The sequence below is a fragment of the Paenirhodobacter hankyongi genome, from assembly GCF_003664585.1.
Taxonomy (GTDB): Bacteria; Pseudomonadota; Alphaproteobacteria; order Rhodobacterales; family Rhodobacteraceae; genus Rhodobacter; species Rhodobacter hankyongi.
The window spans coordinates 251,512-274,263 of sequence record NZ_RCHI01000005.1 but is presented as its reverse complement, the minus strand read 5'-3'; the positions used below and the strand labels follow the sequence as shown (position 1 = coordinate 274,263).

Genomic DNA, 22,752 nt, shown 5'->3' with positions numbered 1-22,752 from the left:
TCCATGGTCTCCTCCGATTGCATTGCCGGAGCCTAGGCACGGGCAGGCGGTCGGGCGAAGCGCTATTGTGCGCATGTTGACTTTTGTTCGGATTGCGGAAATCCTTGTGCGCATGGCGAACAAGACAGACATCATCGCCTCGATGCTCAAGGGATTGAGCGTGATCGAGGCCTTCCGGGCGGAGCATCCGCGACTCAGCATCAGCGAGGTGAGCGAGATCACCGGGCTTGACCGGGCCACGGCGCGGCGCTGCCTGCTGACCCTGCACGAGGGCGGCTATGCGGACTATGACGGCAAGTTCTTCACGCTGACGCCACGGGTCTTGCGGCTTGGCATGGGGGCGCTGGCCGCGCTGCCGCTGGCGCAACTGGTGCAGCCCTGGCTCGATCAGCTGAGCGATCAGATCGGGCAGTCGACTTCGGTCTCGATCCTCGACGACACCGAGATCGTCTATCTCGCGCGGGCGGCGCAGCGCCGGGTGATGTCGATCGGGCTGATGCCCGGCTCGCGGCTGCCGGCGCATTGCACCTCGATGGGGCGGGTGCTGCTGGCCGCGCTGCCCGAGGCCGAGGCGCGCGGGCTGATCGAGCGCTCCGATCTGAGCCCGCGCACCGCCTTCAGCCTGACCGACCCCGAGGAGATCCTGGCGCGCCTGGCCCAGGTGCGGCGCGAGGGCTATGCGCTGATCGATCAGGAGGTCGAACCCGGCCTGCGCTCGATCGCGGTGCCGCTTTACTCGGCGCGGGGGCGGGTGGTCGCCGCGCTCAACACCGGCGTTGCCGCGGTGCAGGGCAGCGCCGCCGATCTGGTGACGCTCTACCTCCCCGCGTTGCTTCGGGTGCAGGCCGGGCTGCGCCGCGTGCTGAGCTGACGGCATCCGGCCGCGGCGGCTCGCCGCCCCGCAGGCAGGGGTTCGGCGGGTCGGGAAAGGCTGCGGTGCAACGGGCGCGCGCCGTTTTTGCTGCGCAGGCGAAGGCCAGAACCGCAATCGTGGGATCGGGGGCTCTCTGCCAGGTATCTTCCAATTATATGATTCAGAATACTTTTTATTTCGATCATCGACTAAAGGAAAACCAAAGACGGTTTTCCTAACGTGACTCTCGGAAATAGCAAAAGAGCGGGAAATCCCGGCCGGTGTCCAAGGGGAGGACGGGCGCCATGTCGGGGTTCCACCGGCCGGACTCTGTCCGGGCGGGCCGTATCGTTCCACCGAAACAGGTGCCTCCCGCAGATTTTCTTCCTGACTGTCGGCCGCGGGCCACAGTCGGGGGCAGGGCTCGAACTGGGAGGATCCTCGATGCCTAAGCTTCAGCGCCACGATTACTATGATACCGCGCGCGACATGAACTGGCCTTTCACCTATGTCCCGGAGGAGGAGGCCTTCCCCGAGGCGCTCTCGAAGAGCTTCGGGATCGCGAGCGAGAAATGGTGGGGCTGGGACGAGCCCTACAAGCTGACCTATCGCGAATATGTCCACAACCAGGCGGGCAAGGACGCGGGGATCTATTCGATCCGCTCGACGATCGCGCGCTCGAACATGTACGACAAGCTCGACGAGGGCTGGAAGTCGGCGGTGAAGGCGCATTACGGCGCGATCCCGGTGCCGGAATATCTCGCCTCGATCGGCGAGGCGCGGATGGCGCGCTTCGGCCGGGCGGCGGCCTGGCGCAACATGGCCTCCTTCGGCACGCTGGATGAATGCCGCCACGGCCAGGCGCAGATCTATTTCCCCTATTGCCTGACCGACAAGGATCCCCAGATGGACTGGGCGCACAAGACGGTCCACACCAACGAATGGGCCGCGATCGCGGCGCGCAGCCTGTTCGACGACATGTTCACCGCGAATGACGCGGTTTCCACCGCGATCCAGCTGACCTTCACCTTCGAGACCGGCTTCACCAACCTGCAGTTCCTCGGCATGTCGGCCGATGCGCTGCATGTGGGCGACATCGAGTTCGGCGCGCTGATCTCCTCGATCCAGACCGACGAGGCGCGCCATTCGCAGCAGGGCGAACCCACGCTCAAGATCATGGTCGAGAACGGCCGCGCGAAAGAGGCGCAGAAGCTTGTCGACCAGATGTTCTGGCGCTCGTGGCGGATCTTCGGCCTGCTCACCGGCTTCTCGATGGATTACTACACGCCGCTCGAGCAAGGCGGCATCGAACGCCGGCCTTCTGCGCGATCTCGCCGCGCGCTGGCAGCCCCTGGGCGAAAAGGCGGTGCGCGGCATCGCCGAGGGGCTGTCGCGCGCGCCGGGCGCCGACAGCGCCGCGGCGATCGCGGCCCGCACCCTCGCCGCGCAGGCCGATTTCATCGCGTCTTGCGATCTCTGAGCGCCGAACCGGCGGCCCCGCGCCGCCGGTCCCATCCCGAGGACAGGCCATGAGCTTCACCGTCACGATCGAGGACGGCCCGCGTTTCGAGGCCCAGGCCGGAGAAACACTGCTGCAGGCGGCGCGCCGCGCCGGTGTGGCGCTGCCGCATGAATGCGGCTGGGGCAGCTGCGGCAGCTGCAAGGTGACGCTCGTCGCGGGCGAGACCGAGCTGATGTTCGCCAATGCCCCCGCGATCAGCCCGCGCGACGCGCGCAGCCACCGCATCCTCGCCTGCCAATCGATGGCGCGCTCCGATGTGACGATCCGCCTTTCGCCCGCCGCCGCCCCGCCGCTGGCGCTGCCCTCGCGCGAGCAGCGCGCGGAACTGATCGGCGTCGAGGAACTCGCCCCCGAGATCCGCCGCTTCACCTTCCGCCCCGAGGGGGGCGCCGATTTCCTGCCCGGGCAATATGCGATCCTGCATCTCGCGCCGGGGCTGCGCCGGGCCTATTCGATGTGCAACCTGCCCGATGGCACGCATCTGCAGATCATCTCGAAACGCTACGCCGGCGGGGCGGGATCGACCGCGCTCGCCGCGATGACGCCGGGGACAAGCCTCACGATCGAGGCGCCCTTCGGGAATTGCACGCTGAAGCCGCGGCCGGGGCGCAAGATCTTCGTCGCCGGCGGGACGGGCATCTCGCCGATCCTCGCGCTCGCGCGGCAGGCGGCGCAGGAGGGGGTGGATTTCGAGGCCCCGGTCGATGTGATCTATTGCGCGCGCCGCGCCGCAGACCTCGCCGCGGGCGACGAACTTGCCGCGGCGGTGAACCAGATCCCCGGCGCGCGCTACCACCCGGTGCTCGAGGAGGATCCGGAGGGCAGGGCGGCGCTGACTGGTCGCGCCCCCGAGGCGATCGCCGCGATGGAGTTCGACCCGGCCGCGGTCGAGTTTTACGTCGCCGGGCCGCCGGTCATGGTCAATGCCGTGAAAGCGCAGCTGAAGGAGGCCGGGGTGCCGATCACCCGGGTCCATTATGACAGTTTCGGTTGAGGGCAGGCCCCGGCCCGCCGCGGGCGTGGCGATCGCGCCGGGGCTGCGCCGGCTGGCGTATCGCCGCGGCGAGCGGCCGCGGTTCGCGCCGAAATGGCCCTGTCCGCAGCTCGATCAGACCTGCGACGCAAGCCTGCACGACGCGCTCCCCGCGGCGATCACGGCGCTGCCCGGGGTGACGCGGCAGGCCGCCCCCTTCGGCGCGCCGGGCATCGGCTTCGCGCTCGACATCGAGGGCTGGGTCGAGGATGCGAAGCGCGGCATGGAGAACTCCCTGCGCGCCAACCATCTCGACATTCGCGAGCAATACGAAAAGCAGCTCAAGGATTTGCAGGAAGCCTACGGCGAAGCGATGCTGGAGCTGCGTGCGCGAAAAAAGCTGCAGGCCCTCATGGAGCGGGATGGAGTGAGGGGCGAGTGCGCCATTGGTCCGAGCACCGCCCCGAACAATTGATCCGGACGCTCCATCAGGGCCTGCTGGCCGAGGGCGTCACGGTGTCGATCGCCAAGCTCTGCACCTGGTTCGGCGTGCCGCGGCGGACAGTCTATTACACGCCGGTCAAGGCGGCGCCGAAGGCCGATCCGCGCGTCGCCGAGCCGATCAAGGCGATGCTCGAGGCCGAGCCCTCCTTCGGCTATCGCACCGTCGCGTGGCTCCCGGGGTTCAACAAGAACACGGTCCAGAGGGTTCAGCATCTCTCTCGAACCGATGGCGTTCGATGCCTCACTCCAGCTCAAGGGCTGGCAGGTCCGCAAGCGTGCTGTGGGCATGCGGCCCCGCATCGACGCCGTGCCCTCCGTCGCCACGGCGCCGAACGAGCGCTGGTCAACGGATCTGGCGCGGGTCTGGACCGGCAAGGACGGCTGGGCTTCCCTGGCGTTCGTCGGGGAAACGGTCCCCCGGACCGTTTCCTGATCCTCCTCGCTGATCGATTGCCACACGCGCGAACTCTTGGGCTGGCATCTGTCACGTTCGGGCAAGGCCACGACCGCCAGCGCCGCGCTCGAGCACGCCCTGACCAGCCGGTTCGGAACGCTTGGCCGGGTCGATCGAGAATTCTTGCTGAGGTCTGATAATGGCATTCGCCATCGGGCTCTGACCCGTGGCGCCGCGATGGCTCATTCTTCACAAGCCGCCACTTCACCGCCCTGGTCCGCAGCTATGGCCTGAAACAGGAGTTCATCACCCCGCATTGCCCGCAACAAAACGGCATGGTCGAGCGCGTCATCCGAACGCTCAAGGAGCAATGCATTCACCGGCACCGCTTCAAAAGCATCCAGCACGCGACCCGCGTCATCGCCGACTGGATCAGCTTCTACAATCACCGCCGCCCTCATCAGGCCCTTGCCATGCGCACGCCGGCTGAGGCATTCAGATTAGCGGCTTAACCTGAGCAGATACCGCCGGGTCATTACAGGGTTTTGGTGGTCCTGGGCTTCAAACCTTCTGCTATCATTGCGTCAATCTCGGCCTCGCGCTTCTTGGCCCGAGCCTTCGCGGTCTTCTCCTTGTCGAAAGAGCGAGACTCTTGGAACCCGTGGCCCCTGCGTACAATCTGCGCTAAATAGACGGTCGAGCCGTCCTTTCTGGTCCGTCCAACTATCCAACTATCGTTGCCATGTAAGACGCCATGCGAATCCGTATGACTCTGCGTCATACTCGATGAAGAAAAGGCAGAAACAGGCCAAAATAAGCCAAAAATGAGTAAGTGCGTATGACTGCGAAAATGAAAAAATATTCCGAAAAGCAAAGCACTTACGGAAGTTGCCGGCTATCTGTCGCGCCCATGATGGACTGGACGGACCGGCACTGCCGTGTCTTTCACCGCCAGATCTCGCGCCACGCGCTCCTTTACACAGAGATGGTGACCGCCCCCGCGGTGGTGCATGGCAAACGCGCGCAGCTGCTCGACTTCTCGCCCGCGGAGCATCCGGTCGCGCTGCAGCTCGGCGGCTCGGACCCGGCTGAGCTGGCCGAGGCCACCCGCATCGCCGCGGACTGGGGCTATGACGAGATCAACCTCAATTGCGGCTGCCCCTCCGACCGCGTGCAGTCGGGCGCCTTCGGGGCGGTGCTGATGAAGACCCCCGATCTGGTCGCGCGCTGCGCGAACGCGATGATCGCCGCGAGCCCGGTCGAGGTCACGGTGAAATGCCGCATCGGCGTCGACGATCAGGTGCCCGAAGAGGTGCTGCCCGACTTCCTGCGCCAGGTGTCGGCGGCCGGCGTGCGCCGCTTCACCATCCACGCCCGCAAGGCCTGGCTGCAGGGGCTGAGCCCGAAGGACAACCGCGAGATCCCGCCGCTCGACTATCCGCTCGTCCATGCGATGAAGGCGGAATTCCCGGATCTGCACCTGTCGATCAACGGCGGCATCGCCACGCTGGCCGAGGCCGAGGCTCAGCTCGCCGCCGGAATGGACGGGGTGATGATCGGCCGCGCCGCCTATCACCAGCCGATGGAGGTCCTGGGCGGTGCCGATGCCGCGATCTGGGGCGAAGGGGCGCCCGCCGATCCCTTCGCCGTGGCCGAGGCGATGAAACCCTATATCGCGCAGCACCTCGCCTCAGGCGGGCGGCTGCATCAGATCACCCGCCACATGCTGGGCCTGTTCCACGGCCGGCCGGGGGCGCGCGGCTGGCGCCGGGTGCTGTCGGAAGGCGCGACGCGCGAGGGCGCGGGGCTTGCGCTTTACGAGGCGGCTCTGGCAGAAGTGGCGCGACCCGCATAGGCCCGGGGGCGCAGGAGGACCGCATGACCCATCTCGACACGCTTTTGCCGCTGCTGCTGATCCTGCTGGCGGTCGGCGCCCTCGCCGGCATCCTTGCCGGGCTTCTCGGCGTCGGCGGCGGCATCGTTCTGGTGCCGGCCTTCTACTACCTCTTCGCCGGGCTTGGCTACGGGTCGGACAACCTGATGCAGGTCTGCGTCGCGACCTCGCTCGCCACGATCATCATCACCTCGATCCGCTCGGTGCTGGCGCACAACCGCCGCGGCGCGGTCGACTGGGTGATCCTGAAGCAATGGGCGCCGCCGATCGCCATCGGCGCGGTCGCGGGCGTCCTGGTCGTCGCGCAGCTGCGCACGCAGACGCTGCAGCTGATCTTCGGCGTGCTGGTCTTCTGCATCGCCTGCTACATGGCCTTCGGCAAGGCAAGCTGGCGGCTCTCGGACCACCTGCCGGGCGGGATCTTCCGCGCCTGGTTCGGGCCGCTGATGGGCTTCGCCTCGGTGCTCCTTGGCATCGGCGGCGGCTCGATCGGCACGCCGATGCTGACCCTGCACGGGGTGCCCATTCACCGCGCGGTGGCGACGGCGGCAGGCTTTGGCGTGACCATCGCCGCGCCCTCGGCGGTCGCCTTCCTGTTCACCCGCGTGCCCGATGCGCCGCCCTATACGATCGGCGCGATCAACGTGCCGGCCTTCTTCGTGGTGATCGCAATGACGATGATCACCGCCCCCTGGGGCGCGGCGCTCGCGCACCGCCTCGACCCGAAGAAGCTCAAGCGCGTCTTCGCGGGCTTCCTGATGCTCGTCGCGCTGAACATGCTGCGCAAGGCGCTGTTCTGAGCCCGCTGGCTTTTTCCTGGTGAAAAATCCTCCGGGGTGTGGGGCAGAGCCCCACGCCTCACTTCACGCCTTGCGCCTTCGCCGCATTCCAAAGCGCATCCATCTCGGCCAGATCACTCTCCGCCGGGGCCTTGCCGCGCGCTTTCAGTTCGTCCTCGATATAGTTGAACCGACGGGTGAATTTCCCGTTCGCGGCGCGCAGACAGGCCTCGGGGTCAAGCCCCAGATGCCGGCCGAGGTTCACCATCACGAAGAGCAGATCGCCATATTCCTCGGCGATCTCCTCGGGACCGAGGCTGTCGCGCGCCTCGTTCAGCTCGCGCGCCTCCTCGGCGATCTTGTCGATCACCTCGGCGGTCGAGGGCCAGTCGAATCCCACCCGCGCCGCCCGGTTCTGCAGTTTCAGCGCCCGGCTCAGCGCCGGCAGGCCAAGCGCCACGCCGTCCAGAACGCCCCGCTCGGCCCGGCCCGCGCGTTCGGCGGCCTTGATCTTCTCCCAGTCGACGGTCTGCTCGGCCGCCGACTTGTCGCGGCTCTCGTCGCCGAAGACATGCGGATGGCGCGAGATCATCTTGGCGTTGATCGCACGCAAGACGCCCGCGAGGTCGAACAGCTCCTTCTCGGCCGCCATCCGGGCGTGGAACACGACCTGCAACGCAAGGTCGCCCAGCTCGCTTTCCAGCTCGTCCCACGCGCCACGCTCGATCGCATCGGCGACCTCATGCGCCTCCTCGATGGTATAGGGCACGATCGAGGCGAAATCCTGTTCGAGATCCCAGGGGCAGCCGGTTTCCGGGTCGCGCAGGCAGTCCATGATCGCCGCCAGCCGGCGCATCTGTGCGCCCGCATCGCCCGCCTCGTCGAACAGCATCGGATCATCCGGTTTCGCCATTGCCCTTGCCTCCTGAAAGGATCATCTAGGTCAGTATCCCTTCCCGGAGATCAGAGTCCACCATGCCCGTCATCAACCGCATCGCCGCCCTTGCCCAGGAGATGGCCGAGTGGCGGCACTGGCTGCACCGCCACCCCGAGCTCGAATTCGACCTGCCCAAGACCTCGGCCTTCGTCGCGGCGAAGCTGCGCAGCTTCGGCGTCGACGAGATCCACGAGGGCGTGGCGCGCTCGGGCATCGTCGCAGTGATCCGCGGCCGCATGGCCGGGCCGGCGATCGGGCTGCGCGCCGACATGGACGCGCTGCCGATCGAGGAGATCACCGGCAAGGACTATGCCTCCGAACACCCCGGCCGGATGCACGCCTGCGGCCATGACGGGCACACCACGATGCTTCTGGGCGCGGCGCGCTACCTCAGCGAGACGCGCAATTTCGCGGGCTCGGTCGTGCTGCTCTTCCAGCCCGCCGAGGAAGAGGGCGGCGGCGGCGAGGTGATGGTGCGCGAGGGCGTGATGGAGCGCTTCGGCATCACCCAGATCTATGGCATCCACAACGCACCGAACCTGCCGCTCGGCCATTTCCAGACCACGCCCGGACCGCTGATGGCGGCGGTCGATACCGCCTGGGTCACTGTCACCGGCCGCGGCGGCCATGGCGCGACGCCGCAGGTCTGCGCCGATCCGGTCGTCGCCATCGCCGGCATGGTCGGCGCGCTGCAGACGATCGTCAGCCGCAATGTCGCCGCGCTCGAACAGGCGGTGGTCTCGGTGACCGAGATCCACGTCGGCACGGCGAACAACATCATCCCCGAAAGCGGCTGGTTCGCGGCGACGATCCGCTCCTTCTCGCCCGCCGTGCGTGACCTGCTCGAGGACCGCTTCCGCGCCATTGTCGCGGGTCAGGCCGAGGCCTATGGCGTGCGCGCCGAGATCACCTATGAACGCGGCTATCCGCCGACGGTGAACGATGCCGAGAAGGCGCGCTTCGCCGCCGATGTCGCGGCCGAGGTCTCGGGCGCGGCCGCCGTCGAGGCCGAGGCCGAGCGCGACATGGGGGCGGAGGATTTCGCCTATATGCTCGCCGCGCGACCGGGCGCCTATCTCTTCCTCGGCACCGGGCCCGGGGCGGGGCTGCACCACCCCGCCTATGACTTCAACGACGCGGCGGCGCCGATCGGCGCGAGCTTCTTCGCGCGCCTCGTCGAACGCGCCCTGCCGGTCGGCTGAAACCGGGGCAGGGAGGGGCGCTGCCCCTCTTTGCGCTGACGCGCAAATTCACCCCGAGGTATTTTCGGCAAGGAGAAAGCCCCGGGGCGAAAACCCGCCCCCTGCTTTCATCTTGGCAAAAATACCTCGGGGGTGAGGCGCGGTATGCGCCGAGGGGGCAGCGCCCCCTTTCTGCCGCCCCAACTCTCCGCTCTGACGTGACCGTGAGCGGGCGCCGGAACGGACCGTCGCGCCTTGCCATTGCGGGGGGCGGCGGCTAGGGTGCGCGCCGAAAACCGGGCGCGCGCAAGCTGTGCCCAAGGCCCGAACGAAAGGACCACACCATGTTCATCTCCCCCGCCTTCGCCCAGGCCGCCGGTGGCGCCGCCCCGTCGGGCATTGCCGCCTTCGGCCAGTTCCTGCCGCTCGTCCTGATCTTCGTGATCATGTATTTCCTGCTGATCCGTCCGCAGCAGAAGAAGGTGAAGGAACACCGCTCGATGGTCGAGGCGCTGCGTCGCGGTGACCAGGTCGTCACCCAGGGCGGCATCATCGGCAAGGTCACCCATGTGCGCGAGGATGGCGAGCTCGAGGTCGAGATCGCGCCGGGCGTCAAGGTGCGCGTCGTCAAGGCGACCGTGACCCAGGTGCTCACCAAGACCGAACCGGCCGCCAGCGCCGAATAAGGACCTTCGCCGTCATGCTGCAGATCCCGCTCTGGAAGCGTGTCGTCATCATCGGCCTGTGCGTGATCGGGCTGGGCATGGCGGCGCCGAACCTTTTCTACAATCGTGTCGAGGGGCACAATGACGCCCTGCGCACGCTCGAGCGCAGCGGTGCGCTGAGTGACGAGCAGGCGGCGGCAAAGGCCGCCTGGCCCGATTGGCTGCCCTCGGGGCTCGTCAACCTCGGGCTCGACCTGCGCGGTGGCGCGCATCTGCTGGCCGAGGTCCATCTCTCCGAGGTCTACAAGGCGCGGATGGATGCGCTCTGGCCCGAGGCGCGCAAGGCGCTTTCGGGCGAACGCACCACCATCGGCTCGATCCGCCGCGTCGCCTCGCCGGACGGCGAGCTGCGCATCCAGATCGGCAATGCCGACCAGATCGCGGCGGCCGTTGCGGCGGTCAAGGCGCTCGCCACCCCGGTCGTCACCCTGACCGGCGTCGGGCAAAGCGACATCGAGGTGACCGGGCAGGGCGACACGATCACCATCCGGCTGAGCGAGGCCGAACAGGCCGCGACCGATGACCGCACGATGCAGCAGTCGCTCGAGATCGTGCGCCGCCGCGTCGACGCCGCCGGCACGCGCGAGCCGACGATCATGCGCCAGGGCTCGGACCGGATCCTGATCGAGGTGCCCGGCATCGGCTCGGCCGCCGAGCTGAAATCGCTGATCGGCACCACCGCGAAGCTGACCTTCCACCAGGTCGTCGGCCGCAGCTCGAACCCCGACCAGCCCGCGGGCTCGGGCAACGTGATCCTGCCCGACGCCAACACTCAGGGGATCTATTACATCCTCGACCAGGTGCCGGTGGTCTCGGGCGACGAGCTGACCGATGCCCGCCCTGAAACCGACCAGAACGGCTACCCCGCCGTCGGCTTCCGCTTCAACCCGACCGGCGCGCGCGCCTTCGGCGACTTCACCCAGAACCACATCGGCGAGCCCTTCGCCATCGTGCTGGACGGCAAGGTGATTTCGGCACCGGTGATCCAGAGCCATATCGCCGGAGGTTCGGGCATCATCACCGGCCGTTTCTCCTCGCAGGAGGCGACCGATCTTGCACTTCTGCTGCGGGCGGGCGCGCTGCCGGCCGGCATGACCTTCCTCGAGGAACGCACGATCGGGCCGGAGCTTGGTGCCGATTCGATTGCCGGCGGCCGGATGGCTGCGGCTGTGGGGTTCGTCGCCGTCGTGGCGGTGATGATCGCGTCCTATGGGCTCTTCGGGCTCTTCGCCTCGATCGCGCTGATGATCAACATCGGCCTCATCTTCGGCGTCATGTCGATGATCGGTTCGACGCTGACCCTTCCCGGCATTGCCGGCATCGTGCTGACCATGGGCACCGCGGTCGACGCCAACGTGCTGATCTTCGAGCGCATCCGCGAGGAGCTGCGGACGGCCAAGGGGGCGGCGCGGGCGATCGAGCTTGGCTTCGAGAAGGCGATGTCGGCGATCGTCGACGCGAACGTGACCACCTTCATCACTGGCGTGATCCTGTTCGTCCTCGGCGCGGGCCCGGTGCGCGGCTTTGCCGTGACGCTGATCATCGGCATCCTCACCTCGGTCTTCACCGCCATCTATGTCACCCGTCTGATGGTGAGCGCCTGGTACGACCGGCGCCGGCCGAAGACGATCGAGCTTTAAGGAGGGAACGTCATGGCATTCCGGCTCAAACTCGTTCCTGAACACACCAGCTTCGATTTCTTCAAGCACCAGTGGCTGACCTTCGGCGCCTCGGTGGCCGCGGTCATCATCTCGATCATCCTGCCGATCGTGATGGGGCTGAACTTCGGCATCGACTTCCGCGGCGGCACCACGATCCGCACCGAATCGACACAGGTGATCGACGTCGCGAGCTATCGCCAGGCGCTCTCGACGCTCGACCTCGGCGATGTCTCGATCACCGAGGTCTTCGATCCGAGCTTCCGCGCCGATCAGCACGTGGCGATGATCCGCATCCAGGCCCAGGGCGACACCCAGGCGATCACCCCCGAGCAGATCGGCACGATCGAGGCCGCGCTGAAGACCGCCGACCCGGAGGTGCGCTTCATCTCGACCGAATCCGTCGGGCCGAAGGTCTCGGGCGAGCTGATCTGGACCGCGGTCTGGTCGGTTCTGGCTGCCGCCGGTGCAATCGTCGTCTATGTCTGGGTGCGCTTCGAGTGGCAATACTCGATCGGTGCGCTCGCGTCGCTCGTGCATGATGTGGTGCTCACCGTCGGACTTTTCGCGCTGTTCCAGCTGAAGTTCGACCTGACGATCATCGCCGCACTGCTGACCATCCTCGGCTATTCGATCAACGACACCGTCGTGGTGTTCGACCGACTGCGCGAGAACCTGGTCAAGTACAAGACGATGCCGCTCAAGGACGTGATGAACATCTCGGTCAACGAAACTCTGTCGCGCACCGTGATGACCTCGGGCACGACGCTGATCTCGCTGATCTCGCTGATCGTGCTGGGCGGCGACGTGATCCGCAACTTCGTCCTGGCGATGACCTGGGGCGTTGTGGTCGGCACCTATTCCTCGGTCTATGTGGCGAAGAACATCGTTCTGTTCATCGGTCTCGACCGGAACAAGAAACCGGGCGATCCGTCGGACAAGTTCTTCACCGAGGGAGCGGCGAATGCCGATCACTGAGGCCGAATTCGGCGCCTCGCTGCCGGTCGATTCCTATGGCCCGGGGTTCTTCCGGGTCGCGGGGGTGGTGCATCGCGGCGGGTTGCTGGTGCGGGCCGAGGCGGCGGGCCCCTGGGGCGGCTATGACGACCTCGCACCGCTCGAGGCGCTTGCGGGGCAGGTCGACGTGCTGTTCGTCGGCACCGGAGCGCAGATCGCCTATCTGCCGAAACCCTTCGTTGCCGTGCTCGAGGCGGCCGGGGTGATGTGCGAGGGCATGTCCACGCCGTCTGCCGCGCGCACCTACAACGTGCTGCTGAGCGAGGGGCGGCGCGTTGCCGCCGCGCTGCTGCCGATGCCGGGGGAGACGCCGTGACGCTTTCCCGGCCCGGCCGGATCGGTTAAGGCTCTGCCATGACCATGTTGAGCGTCGACAATCTGAGCGTGACACGCGGCGGGCTGCCGGTGCTCGAGGGGGTGAGCTTCACCCTCGACGCCGGCCGTGCGCTGGTCTTGCGCGGCCCGAACGGGATCGGCAAGACGACGCTCCTGCGCACGCTTGCCGGGCTGCAGCCGGCACTTGCCGGCACCGTCTCGATGCCGGCCGAGACGATGGCCTATGCGGGCCACGCCGACGGGCTGAAGGCGATGCTGAGCGTGCGCGAGAACCTCCGCTTCTGGGCCGATGTCTACGCGACGCCCGACATCGACCCGGCAATCGAGCAGATGAACCTGCGCGCGCTGGCCGACCGGGCGGCGCACAGCCTGTCGGCCGGACAGAAGCGCCGACTTGGGCTCGCGCGGCTTCTGGTCACCGGCCGCCCGATCTGGGTGCTCGACGAACCCACCGTCTCGCTCGATGCGGCCTCGGTCGCGCTTTTCGGGGCGGCGGTGCGGGCGCATCTCGCGACCGGCGGCGCGGCGCTGATGGCCACCCATATCGACCTCGGCATCCCCGAGGCCGAGGTGCTCGACCTCGCCCCCTTCAAGGCGCGCCCGCCCGAACAGGGCGGTTTCCGCGGCAGCTTCGACGAGGCTTTCGGATGAGCCGCTGCGGCACCTGTGACATCTGCCGGACGCCTCCGGCCGGAGTATTTGGGCCAGGGAAAAGGCCCCCCGTTTTTTCTTGGCCCGAATGCTCCCCGCGGCGCGTCCGAGCTCTGTGCCGAAACGGAGGCCGGGCATGATCGCGCTGCTTCTTCGCGACCTGCGCCTCGCGGTGCGGGCGGGCGGCGGCTTCGGCCTCGGCCTTGCCTTCTTCCTGATCGTGGTGACGCTTGTCCCCTTCGGCGTCGGGCCCGAGGGCGGGGTGCTCGCCCGCATCGCCTCGGGCGTGCTGTGGCTTGGTGCGCTGCTTGCCTGCCTGCTCTCGCTCGACCGGATCTTCGCGCTCGATTACGAGGACGGCACGCTCGATCTGCTGGTGACCGCGCCGATCCCGCTCGAGGGCGCGGTGTCGATGAAGGCCGCGGCGCATTGGATCACCACCGGGCTGCCCCTGGTGCTGGCGGCGCCGGTCTTCGGCGTGCTGCTGCATCTGCCCGCGCCGGCCTATCTGTGGCTGGTGCTGTCGCTGCTTCTGGGCACGCCGGCGCTCTCGGTGCTGGGCACCTTCGGCGCGGCGCTGACCGTGGGGCTGAAGCGCGGCGGGCTGCTGCTGTCGCTGCTGGTGCTGCCGCTCTACGTGCCGACGCTGATCTTCGGGGCGGAACTCGTGCGGCGCGGCGCGGCGGGGATGGAGGTGCGGGTGCCGCTTCTGATGCTCGCAGGGATCACCGCGGCGACCATCGCCCTCGTGCCCTTCGCCTCGGCCGCGGCGATCCGGGTGAACCTGCGGCAGGCTTGACGCGCGGCAAGGCGTCGCATCGAATGTCGGACCATACGCGATAGTGAGTTGAGCGCGAAAGAACAGGAAGGTAGCCAGACCCCATGTCGATCTGGGAATACGCGAACCCCGTCAAGTTCATGAAGACCTCGTCGCTCGTCCTGCCCTGGGCGACGGGCCTGGCGGCGGCCTGCCTGCTGGGCGGGCTGATCTGGGGCTTCTTCCTGACCCCGGACGCCGACAATTTCGGCTCGACGGTGAAGGTGATCTACGTCCACGTCCCGGCCGCGATGATGGCGATCAACATCTGGGGGATGATGCTCGTCACCTCGCTGATCTGGCTCATCCGTCGCCACCATGTCTCGGCGCTGGCGGCCAAGGCCGCGGCACCGATCGGCATGGTGATGACGCTGATCGCGCTCATCACCGGGGCGATCTGGGGCCAGCCGATGTGGGGCACCTGGTGGGAGTGGGACCCGCGGCTGACCTCGTTCCTGATCCTGTTCCTGTTTTACCTGGGCTACATGGCGCTGTGGGAGGCGATCGACAACCCGGACACCGCGGCCGACCTCACCGGCGTGCTGTGCCTTGTCGGCTCGGTCTTCGCGCTGCTCAGCCGCTATGCGGTGCTGTTCTGGAACCAGGGCCTGCATCAGGGCGCGACGCTGAGCATGGATTCGGCGCAGCACATCTCGGATGTCTACTGGTTCCCGCTGCTGCTGTGCATCGCGGGTTTCATCCTGTTCTTCGTCGCGCTGGTGCTGTTGCGCACCCGCACCGAGATCCGCCTGCGCCGGCTCAAGGCGCTCGAGCAGAGGGAGCGCATGGCATGATGCCGGAACTCGGGAAATACGCGATCACCGTGCTCGGCTCCTATGTCGCGACCGTGGGGCTTCTGGCGGGGCTTGTCGCGCTCTCGCTGTGGAAGGGCGCGAAAGTGAAACAGGCGCTGGCGCGCCAGGAAGAACGGATGCGAAAGAATGGTTAAGCCGCTTGTCCTGCTGCCCCCGGTCGCCTTCGCGGCACTGGCGGGGCTGTTCCTGTGGGGGATGAACCGCACCGATCCGACGGCACTGCCCTCGGCGCTGATCGGCAAGGCCGCCCCGCCGGTCGAGACCGTGGCGCTTGGCGAGGCGCAGATGTTCACCGATGCCGATCTGCGCGACGGCAAGATCAAGCTGGTCAACTTCTGGGCGTCCTGGTGCGCGCCGTGCCGGGTCGAGCATCCGACGCTGAAGGCGATGGCCGAGGACGGGGTCGAGATCTATGGCGTGAACTGGAAGGACAAGCCCGCGCAGGCGCTGTCATTCCTGGCCGAGCTTGGCGATCCCTTCACGAAGATCGGGGCCGATCCGAAGAACACCATGGGGCTCGACTGGGGCGTCGCGGGCGTGCCCGAGACCTTCGTGATCGATGGCGAGGGCACGGTGCTGCTGCGCTATGCCGGGCCGATCACGCAAAAGGTGCTCGACGAGCAGATCTCGCCGTTGCTCGCAGGCGAGAACGAGTGATCAGGGGCGGGGGGCGCGGTCCAGCCGCGCCCAGTCCGGCCAGAAACCGAGCTTGTCGACGATGACGATGGCCACGGCGATCGCGAGCACCGTGCCCGCGATCTTGACCTGGGTCATCGAGGGCGGCCGACGCGCCCATTTCGCCATGCGGATGAACCACAGCGGGTTCACTTCGCCGCCTCGCCGGTGAAGCGCACGGTGCCGATGAAGGGCAGGTTGCGGTGCGTCTGCGCGAAGTCGAGCCCGTAGCCCACGACGAATTCGTCGGGGATCTCGAAGCCGGTCCAGGTCGCATGCACGTCGACCTCGCGGCGCGAGGGCTTGTCGAGCATCGCACAGCATTCGATCCGCCGCGGGTGGCGGTCGCGCAGGATGTCCATCACCTTCGAAATCGTGTGGCCGGTGTCGACGATATCCTCGACCACCAGCACGTCGCGCCCGCCGATGCTGCCGCGCAGATCCTTCAGGATGCGGACCTCGCGGGTCGAGGTGGTGTCGTTGCCGTAAGAGGACGCCTCGAGGAAATCGACCTCGCAGGGCAGATCGATCTCGCGGATCAGGTCGGCGATAAAGACGAAGGACCCGCGCAGCAGCCCCACCACCACGAGCCGGTCGGTGCCGCGGAAGCTTTCCGAGATTTCGGCGCCAAGCGCCTCGACCCGCGCGGCGATGCGCTTGGCGGAAATCATCTGGTCGATCTCGTAGGTGCGACCATCGGCGGTGCGCTGCGTCATCCTGTTCTCCTGAACGGGCCCGGGGGGCCTTGCATTTCCCTGCCGGTTTATCGCAACAAGGGGGCGAAGGGAACGGCGCACGGACAGGAGCAGATGCCGACACATTCCGAAAAGCGCGTCATGCCCTATTCGGCGCGGCAGATGTATGACCTCGTTGCCGATGTGGCGAAATACCCGCAGTTCCTGCCCTGGAACTCGGCCGCGCGGATCCGCGCGCGCCGGCCCGGCGAGGAGCCCGGTTCCGAGGTGCTCGAGGCCGATCTGGTGATCTCGTTCAAGGTGTTCCGCGAACGCTTCGGCTCGCGCGTGACGCTGTTTCCGGCGCGGCTGCGGGTCGATACCGAATATCTCGACGGGCCGTTCAAGTATCTGAAGAGCTGGTGGCAGTTCACCGACCGCGACGAGGGCGGCTGCAATGTCGACTTCTTCGTCGATTTCGAGTTCAAGAACGCGATCCTGCAAGGCGTGATCGGCGTCGTCTTCGATCAGGCGATGCGCAAGATCGTCAAGGCGTTCGAGGATCGCGCCGTGGCGCTCTACGGCCCGGTCGCCTAGGCCAGCGCCCGCGCCAGCAGTGCGAGCGCATGATCGCGGGCGGCAAGGCGCACCCGGTCACGGCCAAGGGCGCCGAACTCGACGGTTTCGGTGACGGTTGCGCGCCCCGTGCCGGCCAGACCGAAGCAGACCCGCCCCTCGGGCTTGAACTCGGACCCGCCGGGGCCGGCGATGCCGGTGATCGAGACCGCAAGATCGGTGGCGGAATGGGCCAGTGCCCCCTCGGCCATCTCGCGCGCGACCTCCTCGGAGACCGCGCCATGGGCGGCAAGCGTCTCGGCCCGCACCGCGATCATCTGCTCCTTGGCGAGGTTCGAATAGGTGACGAAGCCGCGCTCGAACACGTCGGAGCTGCCCGGAATGTCGGTCAGCGCCGCGGCGACCATGCCGCCGGTGCAGCTTTCGGCGGTGGCGATGCGCAGCCCCTTCGCGCGGGCCGCGGCAAGGATCTCGGCCGGGGTCATCGCATCATCACCCCGTGATAGAGCCCGGCCAGGATCACCGTGACGATGCCCGCGAAGACGCCCGCAATCAGGTCATCCAGCATCACGCCGGCGGGGTCGTTGCGGCGGTCGGCGGTGCCGACGGGGCCGGGTTTCCAGATGTCGAAGAGGCGGAACAGCAGGAAGGCCGCGACCGGGCCGGGCCAGACCATCGGCACGTCGCGCAGCCAGAACCCCATGGCGGGGAAGAGAAGCGCGAGCCATTGCCCCGCAACCTCGTCGATCACCACCTCGGACGGGTCCTCGCCCGGCTTCAGCGCGGCATTGACAGCCCAGAAGCCGAGGAGCGTGACCGCCACGGTGGCAATCACCAGCGGGATGAAGCCGAGCCAATGCTCGATCGCCCAGCCAAGGGCCACGGCGACAAGCGAGCCCCAGGTGCCCGGTGCCGGGCGCAGCAGGCCCACGAAACCGAAAGTGGTGATCGCACGCAGCGTCATGGTCAGTCTCCGATCAGGGTGGCGGTGGCGAGGGCGGCGATACCTTCCTCGCGACCGGTGAAGCCGAGCCGTTCCGAGGTGGTCGCCTTGACCGAGACCCGGTTCGGCGAGATCCCGAGGATGCGGGCAAGCTCGGCCATCATCGCCGCCGCATGCGGGCCGACCTTCGGCCGCTCGCACACGATCGTCACATCGACGTTCGAGATCCGATAGCCCTTCTCGGTGGCGAGCTTCGCGGCATGGGCGAGGAAGATCTCGCTCGCCGCGCCCTTCCACTGCGGATCGGAGGGCGGGAAGTGGCGGCCGATGTCGCCTTCGGCCAGCGCGCCATAGATCGCGTCGGTCAGCGCGTGCATGCCGACATCGGCATCCGAATGGCCCAGAAGCGCCTTTGTATGCGGCACCTTAACCCCGCACAGGATGACGCCGTCACCCTCGCAAAAGGCGTGCACGTCATAGCCGTTGCCCACTCTCACATCCATGCCTCTGTCCTTTCGTGCGGCGAGGATCGCGCGCGCGCGGGCGAAATCCTCGGCGAAGGTGATCTTCAGATTGTCTTCCGAGCCGGGGGTGATGTCCACCGTCAGACCGGCGGCGCGGGCGACCTCGACATCATCGGCGGCGCCGCCCGGATGGGCGCGATGCGCGGCAAGAATCTGCGCGAAGCGGAAGCCCTGCGGCGTCTGCGCGCGATAGAGGCCCTCGCGGCTCTCGGTGCCGCTGACCCGGCCCTCGGTGCCGCGCCAGAGCGCATCGGTGACGGCAAGCGCCGGCGCGGCAGCCGGCGCGGTGTCGAGCGCCGTGAGCACCCCCGCGATCACCGCACGCGGCACCAGCGGGCGCGCACCGTCGTGGATCAGCACCTTCTCGACGCCGCTGCCCGTGAGACTCTCGAGCGCCGCCCGCACCGAGGCGTCGCGCGTCGCGCCACCTGCGACCAGCGTCACCGTGCCGCCGAACAGCGCGATGCCGCGCACCATGTCGTCGGGGTGCAGCACCACGGTGATGCGGCCGATGCCGCGAAAGGCCGCAACGGTGCGCGCCAGCACCGGCACGCCCGCCAGGTCGCGCCACTGTTTCGGCTCGCCCCCGCCGGCGCGGCTGCCACGTCCCGCCGCCACGATGATCACCGCAACCGTCATCCGATCTCCTCCGGTTCCGGCGAAAGGCTTAGGCCAAGCCCGCGCCCTGTGCAATCGGCCGCAAAACCGGGCGAATCCGGCTGTGAGCGGTAACCTTTGGCCGGACCGTCTTGAGTTTCGCACAAAATTAAGGCAAGTGCTGATTTTTCTCGCCGAATTTGGCGCGTTTCAATTGTGATTCCCGAGCTCAGCCGCTACCTCAGGTGCAGCAACAATCTGGAATGCCAAGTGACCCTCACGCTCGACACTTTCCGGCTGGAGCCCCCGGTGCTGCTTGCACCCATGGCCGGTATCACCGATCTGCCGTTCCGGCGGATCGTGGCGCGTTTCGGCGCGGGGCTTGTGGTCTCCGAAATGGTGGCCTCGGGCGAGATGCTGACCGCCAAGCCCTCGGTGCGGGCGAAGGCGCGCAGCGAGCTTGGCCTCGACATGGCCTCCTCGGTGCAGCTTGCCGGGCGCGAGGCCGGCGCGATGGCCGAGGCGGCGAAGGTCGTCGCCGACATGGGCGCGAAGATCATCGACATCAACATGGGCTGCCCGGCGAAGAAGGTGACGGGCGGCTATTCCGGCGCGGCGCTGATGCGCGACCCCGATCACGCGCTCGGCCTGATCGAGGCGGTGACCGGCGCGGTCGACGTGCCGGTGACGCTGAAGATGCGGCTTGGCTGGGATACCGATTGCCTGAACGCGCCCGAGATCGCCCGGCGCGCCGAGGCGGCCGGCGTGCGGATGATCGTCATCCATGGCCGCACCCGGATGCAGTTCTACAAGGGCGCGGCCGACTGGGCGGCGATCCGGCCGGTGGTGCAGGCGGTCTCGGTGCCGGTGATCGCGAATGGCGACATCACCGACGCGGCCTCGGCGCGGCGCGCGCTGACGGAAAGCGGCGCGGCCGGGGTGATGGTCGGGCGCGGCGCGCAGGGAAGGCCCTGGGCGCTGGCCGAGATCGGCGCGGCGCTCTTCGGCACGCCCGAACCGCGGATCCCCACGGGCGATGCGCTCGCCGCGCTGGTGGCCGAGCATTACGAGGCGATCCTCTCCTTCTATGGCATCGAGGTCGGGCTGCGGCTCGCCCGCAAGCACCTCGGCTGGTACGCCGAGGCCGCGGGCGCGCCCTTGCGCACCGAGATGATGGTCTCGCAAACCCCGGCGGCGACGCTTGCCCTGATCCGCGCGGCTTTCGGCGAAAGGATGGCGGCATGACCCTTCCCGCACCCGGCATCATCTGGAGCTCGCTGCCAATCCCGGCGCTTCTGATCGGCGCGGACGACCGGATGATCGAGGTCAACCCGGCGGCCGAGCTGTTCCTCAACATTTCGGCGCGGATGCTGAAGGGGCAGTCGGTGCTCGAGCGGCTGGCGATCTCGGCGCCGCTCGAGGAAATCTTTGCCCGCGTCCGCAAGAACCGCTCGGCGCTCTTCGTCAACGACGTCGAGGTGACGACGGGCGAGAAGGCGCCGGTGCAGTGCAACCTGCAGGCGGCCCCGCTGGGCGAGGATGCGGCGACGATCCTGTTCCTGATCTCGCCGCGCGAACTTGCCGACCGGCTCGGCCGGGCAAGTCTGGTGAAATCGGCGGCGCGTTCGGCGATCGGCATGGCCGAGATGCTGGCGCACGAAATCAAGAACCCGCTTGCCGGCATCGCCGGGGCGGCGCAGCTGCTCAGCATGAACCTGACCGGCGACGATCTGGAACTGACCGACCTGATCGTCGACGAGACCCGGCGCATCGTGAAGCTGCTCGAACAGGTCGAGCAGTTCGGCAATGTCCGCCCGCCCGAGAAGAAGCCCGTCAACATCCATGACGTGCTTGACCGGGCACGGAAATCGGCGCTGGTCGGCTTTGGCGCGCACATGACCATCGTCGAGGATTACGACCCCTCGCTGCCGCCGACGCTCGGCGATGCCGACCAGCTCACCCAGGTTTTTCTCAATCTTCTGAAAAATGCGTCCGAGGCCTCGAAGGGCCAGCCCGGCACGATCCGGCTGCACACCTTCTACGAACATTCGCTGCGTCTGCGGCGCGCGGACGGGCAGGGGCAGGCGCTGCCCCTGCAGATCGAGATCGTCGACGACGGCCCGGGCATCCCGCCCGACATCGCCTCGTCGATCTTTGAACCCTTCGTCTCCGGCCGCGAGAACGGCACCGGGCTCGGCCTTGCGCTGGTGTCGAAGATCATCTCGGAACACGACGGCTGGATCTCCGTCGATTCCGTTCCCGGAAAGACCGTGTTCCGGATTTCCCTGCCTGTCGCCCCCAAGGAGAGCTGACCGATGGACGGCACCGTACTTGTCGCTGATGATGACCGCACGATACGCACCGTGCTCACCCAGGCCCTGACCCGGGCCGGGTGCAAGGTCCACGCGACCGCCTCGCTGATGACCCTGATGCGGTGGGTCGAGGAGGGCAAGGGCGACCTCGTGATCTCCGACGTCGTCATGCCCGACGGCAACGGGCTCGAGGCGCTGCCGCGCATCGCGCAGGAACGCCCAGGCCTGCCGGTGATCGTGATCTCGGCGCAGAACACGATCATGACGGCGATTCAGGCGGCCGAGGCCGACGCCTTCGACTATCTGCCGAAGCCCTTCGACCTTCCCGATCTGATGAAGCGCGCGGCGCGGGCGCTGGAGCAGAAGCGCAAGGCGCAGGTGGTGCCGAAGATGGTCGAGCCGCGCACCGAGGGCGGCACCGACCTGCCGCTGGTCGGCCGCACCGCGGCGATGCAGGCGCTCTATCGCCTTGTGGCGCGGGTGATGAACGCCGATCTGCCGGTGCTGATCCTCGGCGAATCGGGCACCGGCAAGTCGCTGATCGCGCGGGCGATCCATGACTTCTCCGACCGCCGCACGCTGCCCTTCGTGGTGGCGCAGGCGGCCGACCTGCAGGGCGCCGACGGCCCCTCGGCGCTGCTGGCGAAGGCCAAGGGCGGCTCGCTCGTCTTCGACGAGGTCGGCGATTACGACGACGAGACCCAGGGCCGCATCGTGCGCATGCTCGACGCGCTGCCCGATCCCGCGCCGCGGATCATGGCGACGACCCAGGTCGACCTGTCGGCGCTGATGGAGGCGGGCAAGTTCCGCCAGGACCTGTTCTACCGCCTCGGCGGCGTCACCCTGGCGGTGCCCGCCTTGCGTGAACGGGTCGAGGACATCCCGCTTCTGGCCGACCATTTCCTGACCCGCGCCGAGCGCGACGGGCTCGGCACCCGCCGGCTCTCGGCCGAGGCGATGGCGCTGGTGCGCGCCTATGCCTGGCCGGGCAACGTGCGTCAGCTGGAAAATACCGTGCGCCGGCTGGTGGTGACCTCGTCCGAGGAGGAAATCACCCGCACCGAGGTGGAATTCGTGCTGGGCAACCAGCCCGCCATCGAACCGCTGCGCTCGGGCGGCGAGGGCGAGAAGCTCTCGGCCTCGATCGCGCGCCACCTGCGGCGCTATTTCGACCTGCACGGCGGCAACCTGCCCGCGCCCGGCCTCTATGACCGGATCCTGCGCGAGATGGAGGCGCCGCTGATCGAGATCGCCCTCGACGCCACCGGCGGCAATCAGGCGAGATGTGCCGACCTGCTTGGCATCAACCGCAATACCTTGCGCAAGAAGATCACCGATCTGGATATTCAGGTGACACGGCGCCGGAAACTGATGTAAACCCGCAACAGGGGGTTG

At 67.7% G+C, this 22,752-nt stretch carries 28 protein-coding genes; 22 read left to right on the top strand and 6 right to left on the bottom strand.

Annotated features, from left to right (window positions below):
* Positions 1-112: 112 nt before the first annotated feature.
* The 8 genes from DYS74_RS07720 (at position 113) to DYS74_RS07690 (ending at position 6,940) form a co-directional block, all read left to right on the top strand.
* Positions 113-871 carry an IclR family transcriptional regulator domain-containing protein gene (locus DYS74_RS07720; RefSeq protein ID WP_121532506.1) on the top strand — a complete coding sequence of 253 codons (759 nt, stop codon included), beginning with the start codon at positions 113-115 and terminating at the stop codon, positions 869-871.
* A 426-nt stretch (positions 872-1,297) separates the two neighbouring features.
* Positions 1,298-2,386 (top strand): hypothetical protein, encoded by a 1,089-nt coding sequence (locus tag DYS74_RS07715; protein WP_220668832.1) that lies wholly within the window; start codon positions 1,298-1,300, stop codon positions 2,384-2,386.
* A complete protein-coding gene (locus DYS74_RS07710; protein WP_121532504.1) occupies positions 2,383-3,369 on the top strand; it encodes a 2Fe-2S iron-sulfur cluster-binding protein in 987 nt (328 codons plus the stop codon). The genes DYS74_RS07715 and DYS74_RS07710 overlap by 4 nt, the downstream gene beginning before the upstream one ends.
* A 25-nt stretch (positions 3,370-3,394) precedes the next feature.
* A complete protein-coding gene (locus DYS74_RS18925; RefSeq protein ID WP_245965226.1) occupies positions 3,395-3,823 on the top strand; it encodes a hypothetical protein in 429 nt (142 codons plus the stop codon).
* Positions 3,787-4,443 carry a hypothetical protein gene (locus tag DYS74_RS07700; RefSeq protein ID WP_220668831.1) on the top strand — a complete coding sequence of 219 codons (657 nt, stop codon included), beginning with the start codon at positions 3,787-3,789 and terminating at the stop codon, positions 4,441-4,443. The genes DYS74_RS18925 and DYS74_RS07700 overlap by 37 nt, the downstream gene beginning before the upstream one ends.
* A 138-nt stretch (positions 4,444-4,581) precedes the next feature.
* Positions 4,582-4,758, top strand: a complete 177-nt coding sequence (locus tag DYS74_RS19135) for an integrase core domain-containing protein (protein WP_394342945.1) — start codon at positions 4,582-4,584, stop codon at positions 4,756-4,758.
* A gap of 338 nt (positions 4,759-5,096) precedes the next feature.
* On the top strand, positions 5,097-6,101 hold the full coding sequence (gene dusA, locus DYS74_RS07695) for a tRNA dihydrouridine(20/20a) synthase DusA (protein ID WP_121532502.1): 1,005 nt from the start codon (positions 5,097-5,099) through the stop codon (positions 6,099-6,101).
* A 23-nt stretch (positions 6,102-6,124) separates the two neighbouring features.
* The gene (locus DYS74_RS07690) at positions 6,125-6,940 is read left to right on the top strand and encodes a sulfite exporter TauE/SafE family protein (RefSeq protein WP_121532500.1); all 816 of its coding nucleotides are present in this window, start codon (positions 6,125-6,127) and stop codon (positions 6,938-6,940) included.
* A 58-nt stretch (positions 6,941-6,998) separates the two neighbouring features.
* On the opposite strand, the gene mazG is transcribed toward DYS74_RS07690, so the two are convergent.
* Positions 6,999-7,811, bottom strand: a complete 813-nt coding sequence (mazG, locus tag DYS74_RS07685; RefSeq protein WP_394342946.1) for a nucleoside triphosphate pyrophosphohydrolase — start codon at positions 7,809-7,811, stop codon at positions 6,999-7,001.
* Between the two features lie 83 nt (positions 7,812-7,894).
* Here mazG and DYS74_RS07680 point away from each other — a divergent pair, with 83 nt between their 5' ends.
* From DYS74_RS07680 to DYS74_RS07635, 10 genes are all read left to right on the top strand, one after another.
* On the top strand, positions 7,895-9,058 hold the full coding sequence (locus DYS74_RS07680; protein ID WP_121532496.1) for a M20 aminoacylase family protein: 1,164 nt from the start codon (positions 7,895-7,897) through the stop codon (positions 9,056-9,058).
* Between the two features lie 323 nt (positions 9,059-9,381).
* The gene (yajC, locus tag DYS74_RS07675; RefSeq protein WP_121532494.1) at positions 9,382-9,723 is read left to right on the top strand and encodes a preprotein translocase subunit YajC; all 342 of its coding nucleotides are present in this window, start codon (positions 9,382-9,384) and stop codon (positions 9,721-9,723) included.
* A gap of 14 nt (positions 9,724-9,737) precedes the next feature.
* Entirely contained in the window at positions 9,738-11,402 is a 1,665-nt protein-coding gene (secD, locus tag DYS74_RS07670) for a protein translocase subunit SecD (RefSeq protein ID WP_121532492.1), read from the top strand.
* A gap of 12 nt (positions 11,403-11,414) precedes the next feature.
* Positions 11,415-12,398 carry a protein translocase subunit SecF gene (gene secF, locus DYS74_RS07665; RefSeq protein ID WP_121532490.1) on the top strand — a complete coding sequence of 328 codons (984 nt, stop codon included), beginning with the start codon at positions 11,415-11,417 and terminating at the stop codon, positions 12,396-12,398.
* Entirely contained in the window at positions 12,385-12,753 is a 369-nt protein-coding gene (locus DYS74_RS07660; RefSeq protein ID WP_121532488.1) for an Mth938-like domain-containing protein, read from the top strand. Before secF ends, DYS74_RS07660 begins: the two co-directional genes overlap by 14 nt.
* Before the next feature lie 38 nt (positions 12,754-12,791).
* Complete coding sequence (ccmA, locus tag DYS74_RS07655) at positions 12,792-13,424, top strand: heme ABC exporter ATP-binding protein CcmA (protein ID WP_121532486.1); 633 nt, start codon at positions 12,792-12,794, stop codon at positions 13,422-13,424.
* A 136-nt stretch (positions 13,425-13,560) separates the two neighbouring features.
* Positions 13,561-14,223, top strand: a complete 663-nt coding sequence (gene ccmB / locus DYS74_RS07650; protein WP_121532484.1) for a heme exporter protein CcmB — start codon at positions 13,561-13,563, stop codon at positions 14,221-14,223.
* 83 nt (positions 14,224-14,306) lie between these two features.
* On the top strand, positions 14,307-15,035 hold the full coding sequence (locus DYS74_RS07645) for a heme ABC transporter permease (RefSeq protein WP_121532482.1): 729 nt from the start codon (positions 14,307-14,309) through the stop codon (positions 15,033-15,035).
* Positions 15,032-15,190: a heme exporter protein CcmD gene (ccmD, locus tag DYS74_RS07640; RefSeq protein WP_183077483.1), complete on the top strand. Its 159-nt coding sequence runs from the start codon at positions 15,032-15,034 to the stop codon at positions 15,188-15,190. The genes DYS74_RS07645 and ccmD overlap by 4 nt, the downstream gene beginning before the upstream one ends.
* Positions 15,183-15,713 carry a DsbE family thiol:disulfide interchange protein gene (locus DYS74_RS07635; RefSeq protein ID WP_121532480.1) on the top strand — a complete coding sequence of 177 codons (531 nt, stop codon included), beginning with the start codon at positions 15,183-15,185 and terminating at the stop codon, positions 15,711-15,713. The genes ccmD and DYS74_RS07635 overlap by 8 nt, the downstream gene beginning before the upstream one ends.
* On the opposite strand, the gene DYS74_RS18640 is transcribed toward DYS74_RS07635, so the two are convergent.
* Together DYS74_RS18640 and hpt are read right to left on the bottom strand one after the other, a co-directional pair.
* Positions 15,714-15,884 (bottom strand): hypothetical protein, encoded by a 171-nt coding sequence (locus tag DYS74_RS18640; RefSeq protein WP_183077482.1) that lies wholly within the window; start codon positions 15,882-15,884, stop codon positions 15,714-15,716.
* Positions 15,881-16,447, bottom strand: coding sequence for a hypoxanthine phosphoribosyltransferase (hpt, locus tag DYS74_RS07630; RefSeq protein ID WP_121532478.1), 567 nt, complete (start codon positions 16,445-16,447; stop codon positions 15,881-15,883). The genes DYS74_RS18640 and hpt overlap by 4 nt, the downstream gene beginning before the upstream one ends.
* Before the next feature lie 93 nt (positions 16,448-16,540).
* Here hpt and DYS74_RS07625 point away from each other — a divergent pair, with 93 nt between their 5' ends.
* Complete coding sequence (locus tag DYS74_RS07625; protein ID WP_121532476.1) at positions 16,541-17,002, top strand: type II toxin-antitoxin system RatA family toxin; 462 nt, start codon at positions 16,541-16,543, stop codon at positions 17,000-17,002.
* Here the strand turns inward: DYS74_RS07625 and DYS74_RS07620 are convergent.
* From DYS74_RS07620 to DYS74_RS07610, 3 genes are read right to left on the bottom strand one after another with little or no spacing between them, the layout of a single operon-like run.
* On the bottom strand, positions 16,999-17,466 hold the full coding sequence (locus tag DYS74_RS07620) for a CinA family protein (RefSeq protein WP_121532474.1): 468 nt from the start codon (positions 17,464-17,466) through the stop codon (positions 16,999-17,001). The two genes, DYS74_RS07625 and DYS74_RS07620, sit on opposite strands and share 4 nt — an antisense overlap.
* On the bottom strand, positions 17,463-17,945 hold the full coding sequence (locus DYS74_RS07615; RefSeq protein ID WP_121532472.1) for a phosphatidylglycerophosphatase A family protein: 483 nt from the start codon (positions 17,943-17,945) through the stop codon (positions 17,463-17,465). Before DYS74_RS07615 ends, DYS74_RS07620 begins: the two co-directional genes overlap by 4 nt.
* Positions 17,946-17,947: 2 nt before the next feature.
* Complete coding sequence (locus DYS74_RS07610; protein ID WP_121532470.1) at positions 17,948-19,087, bottom strand: bifunctional 2-C-methyl-D-erythritol 4-phosphate cytidylyltransferase/2-C-methyl-D-erythritol 2,4-cyclodiphosphate synthase; 1,140 nt, start codon at positions 19,085-19,087, stop codon at positions 17,948-17,950.
* Between the two features lie 282 nt (positions 19,088-19,369).
* On the opposite strand from DYS74_RS07610, the gene dusB reads away from it, so the two are divergent.
* Genes dusB through DYS74_RS07595 form a run of 3 tightly spaced genes read left to right on the top strand, consistent with a single transcriptional unit; the run spans position 19,370 to position 22,734 of the window.
* The gene (dusB, locus tag DYS74_RS07605; protein WP_245965231.1) at positions 19,370-20,290 is read left to right on the top strand and encodes a tRNA dihydrouridine synthase DusB; all 921 of its coding nucleotides are present in this window, start codon (positions 19,370-19,372) and stop codon (positions 20,288-20,290) included.
* On the top strand, positions 20,287-21,357 hold the full coding sequence (locus tag DYS74_RS07600; protein ID WP_121532466.1) for a two-component system sensor histidine kinase NtrB: 1,071 nt from the start codon (positions 20,287-20,289) through the stop codon (positions 21,355-21,357). The genes dusB and DYS74_RS07600 overlap by 4 nt, the downstream gene beginning before the upstream one ends.
* Positions 21,358-21,360: 3 nt before the next feature.
* Entirely contained in the window at positions 21,361-22,734 is a 1,374-nt protein-coding gene (locus DYS74_RS07595; protein WP_121532464.1) for a response regulator, read from the top strand.
* The last annotated feature ends 18 nt before the right edge of the window (positions 22,735-22,752 follow it).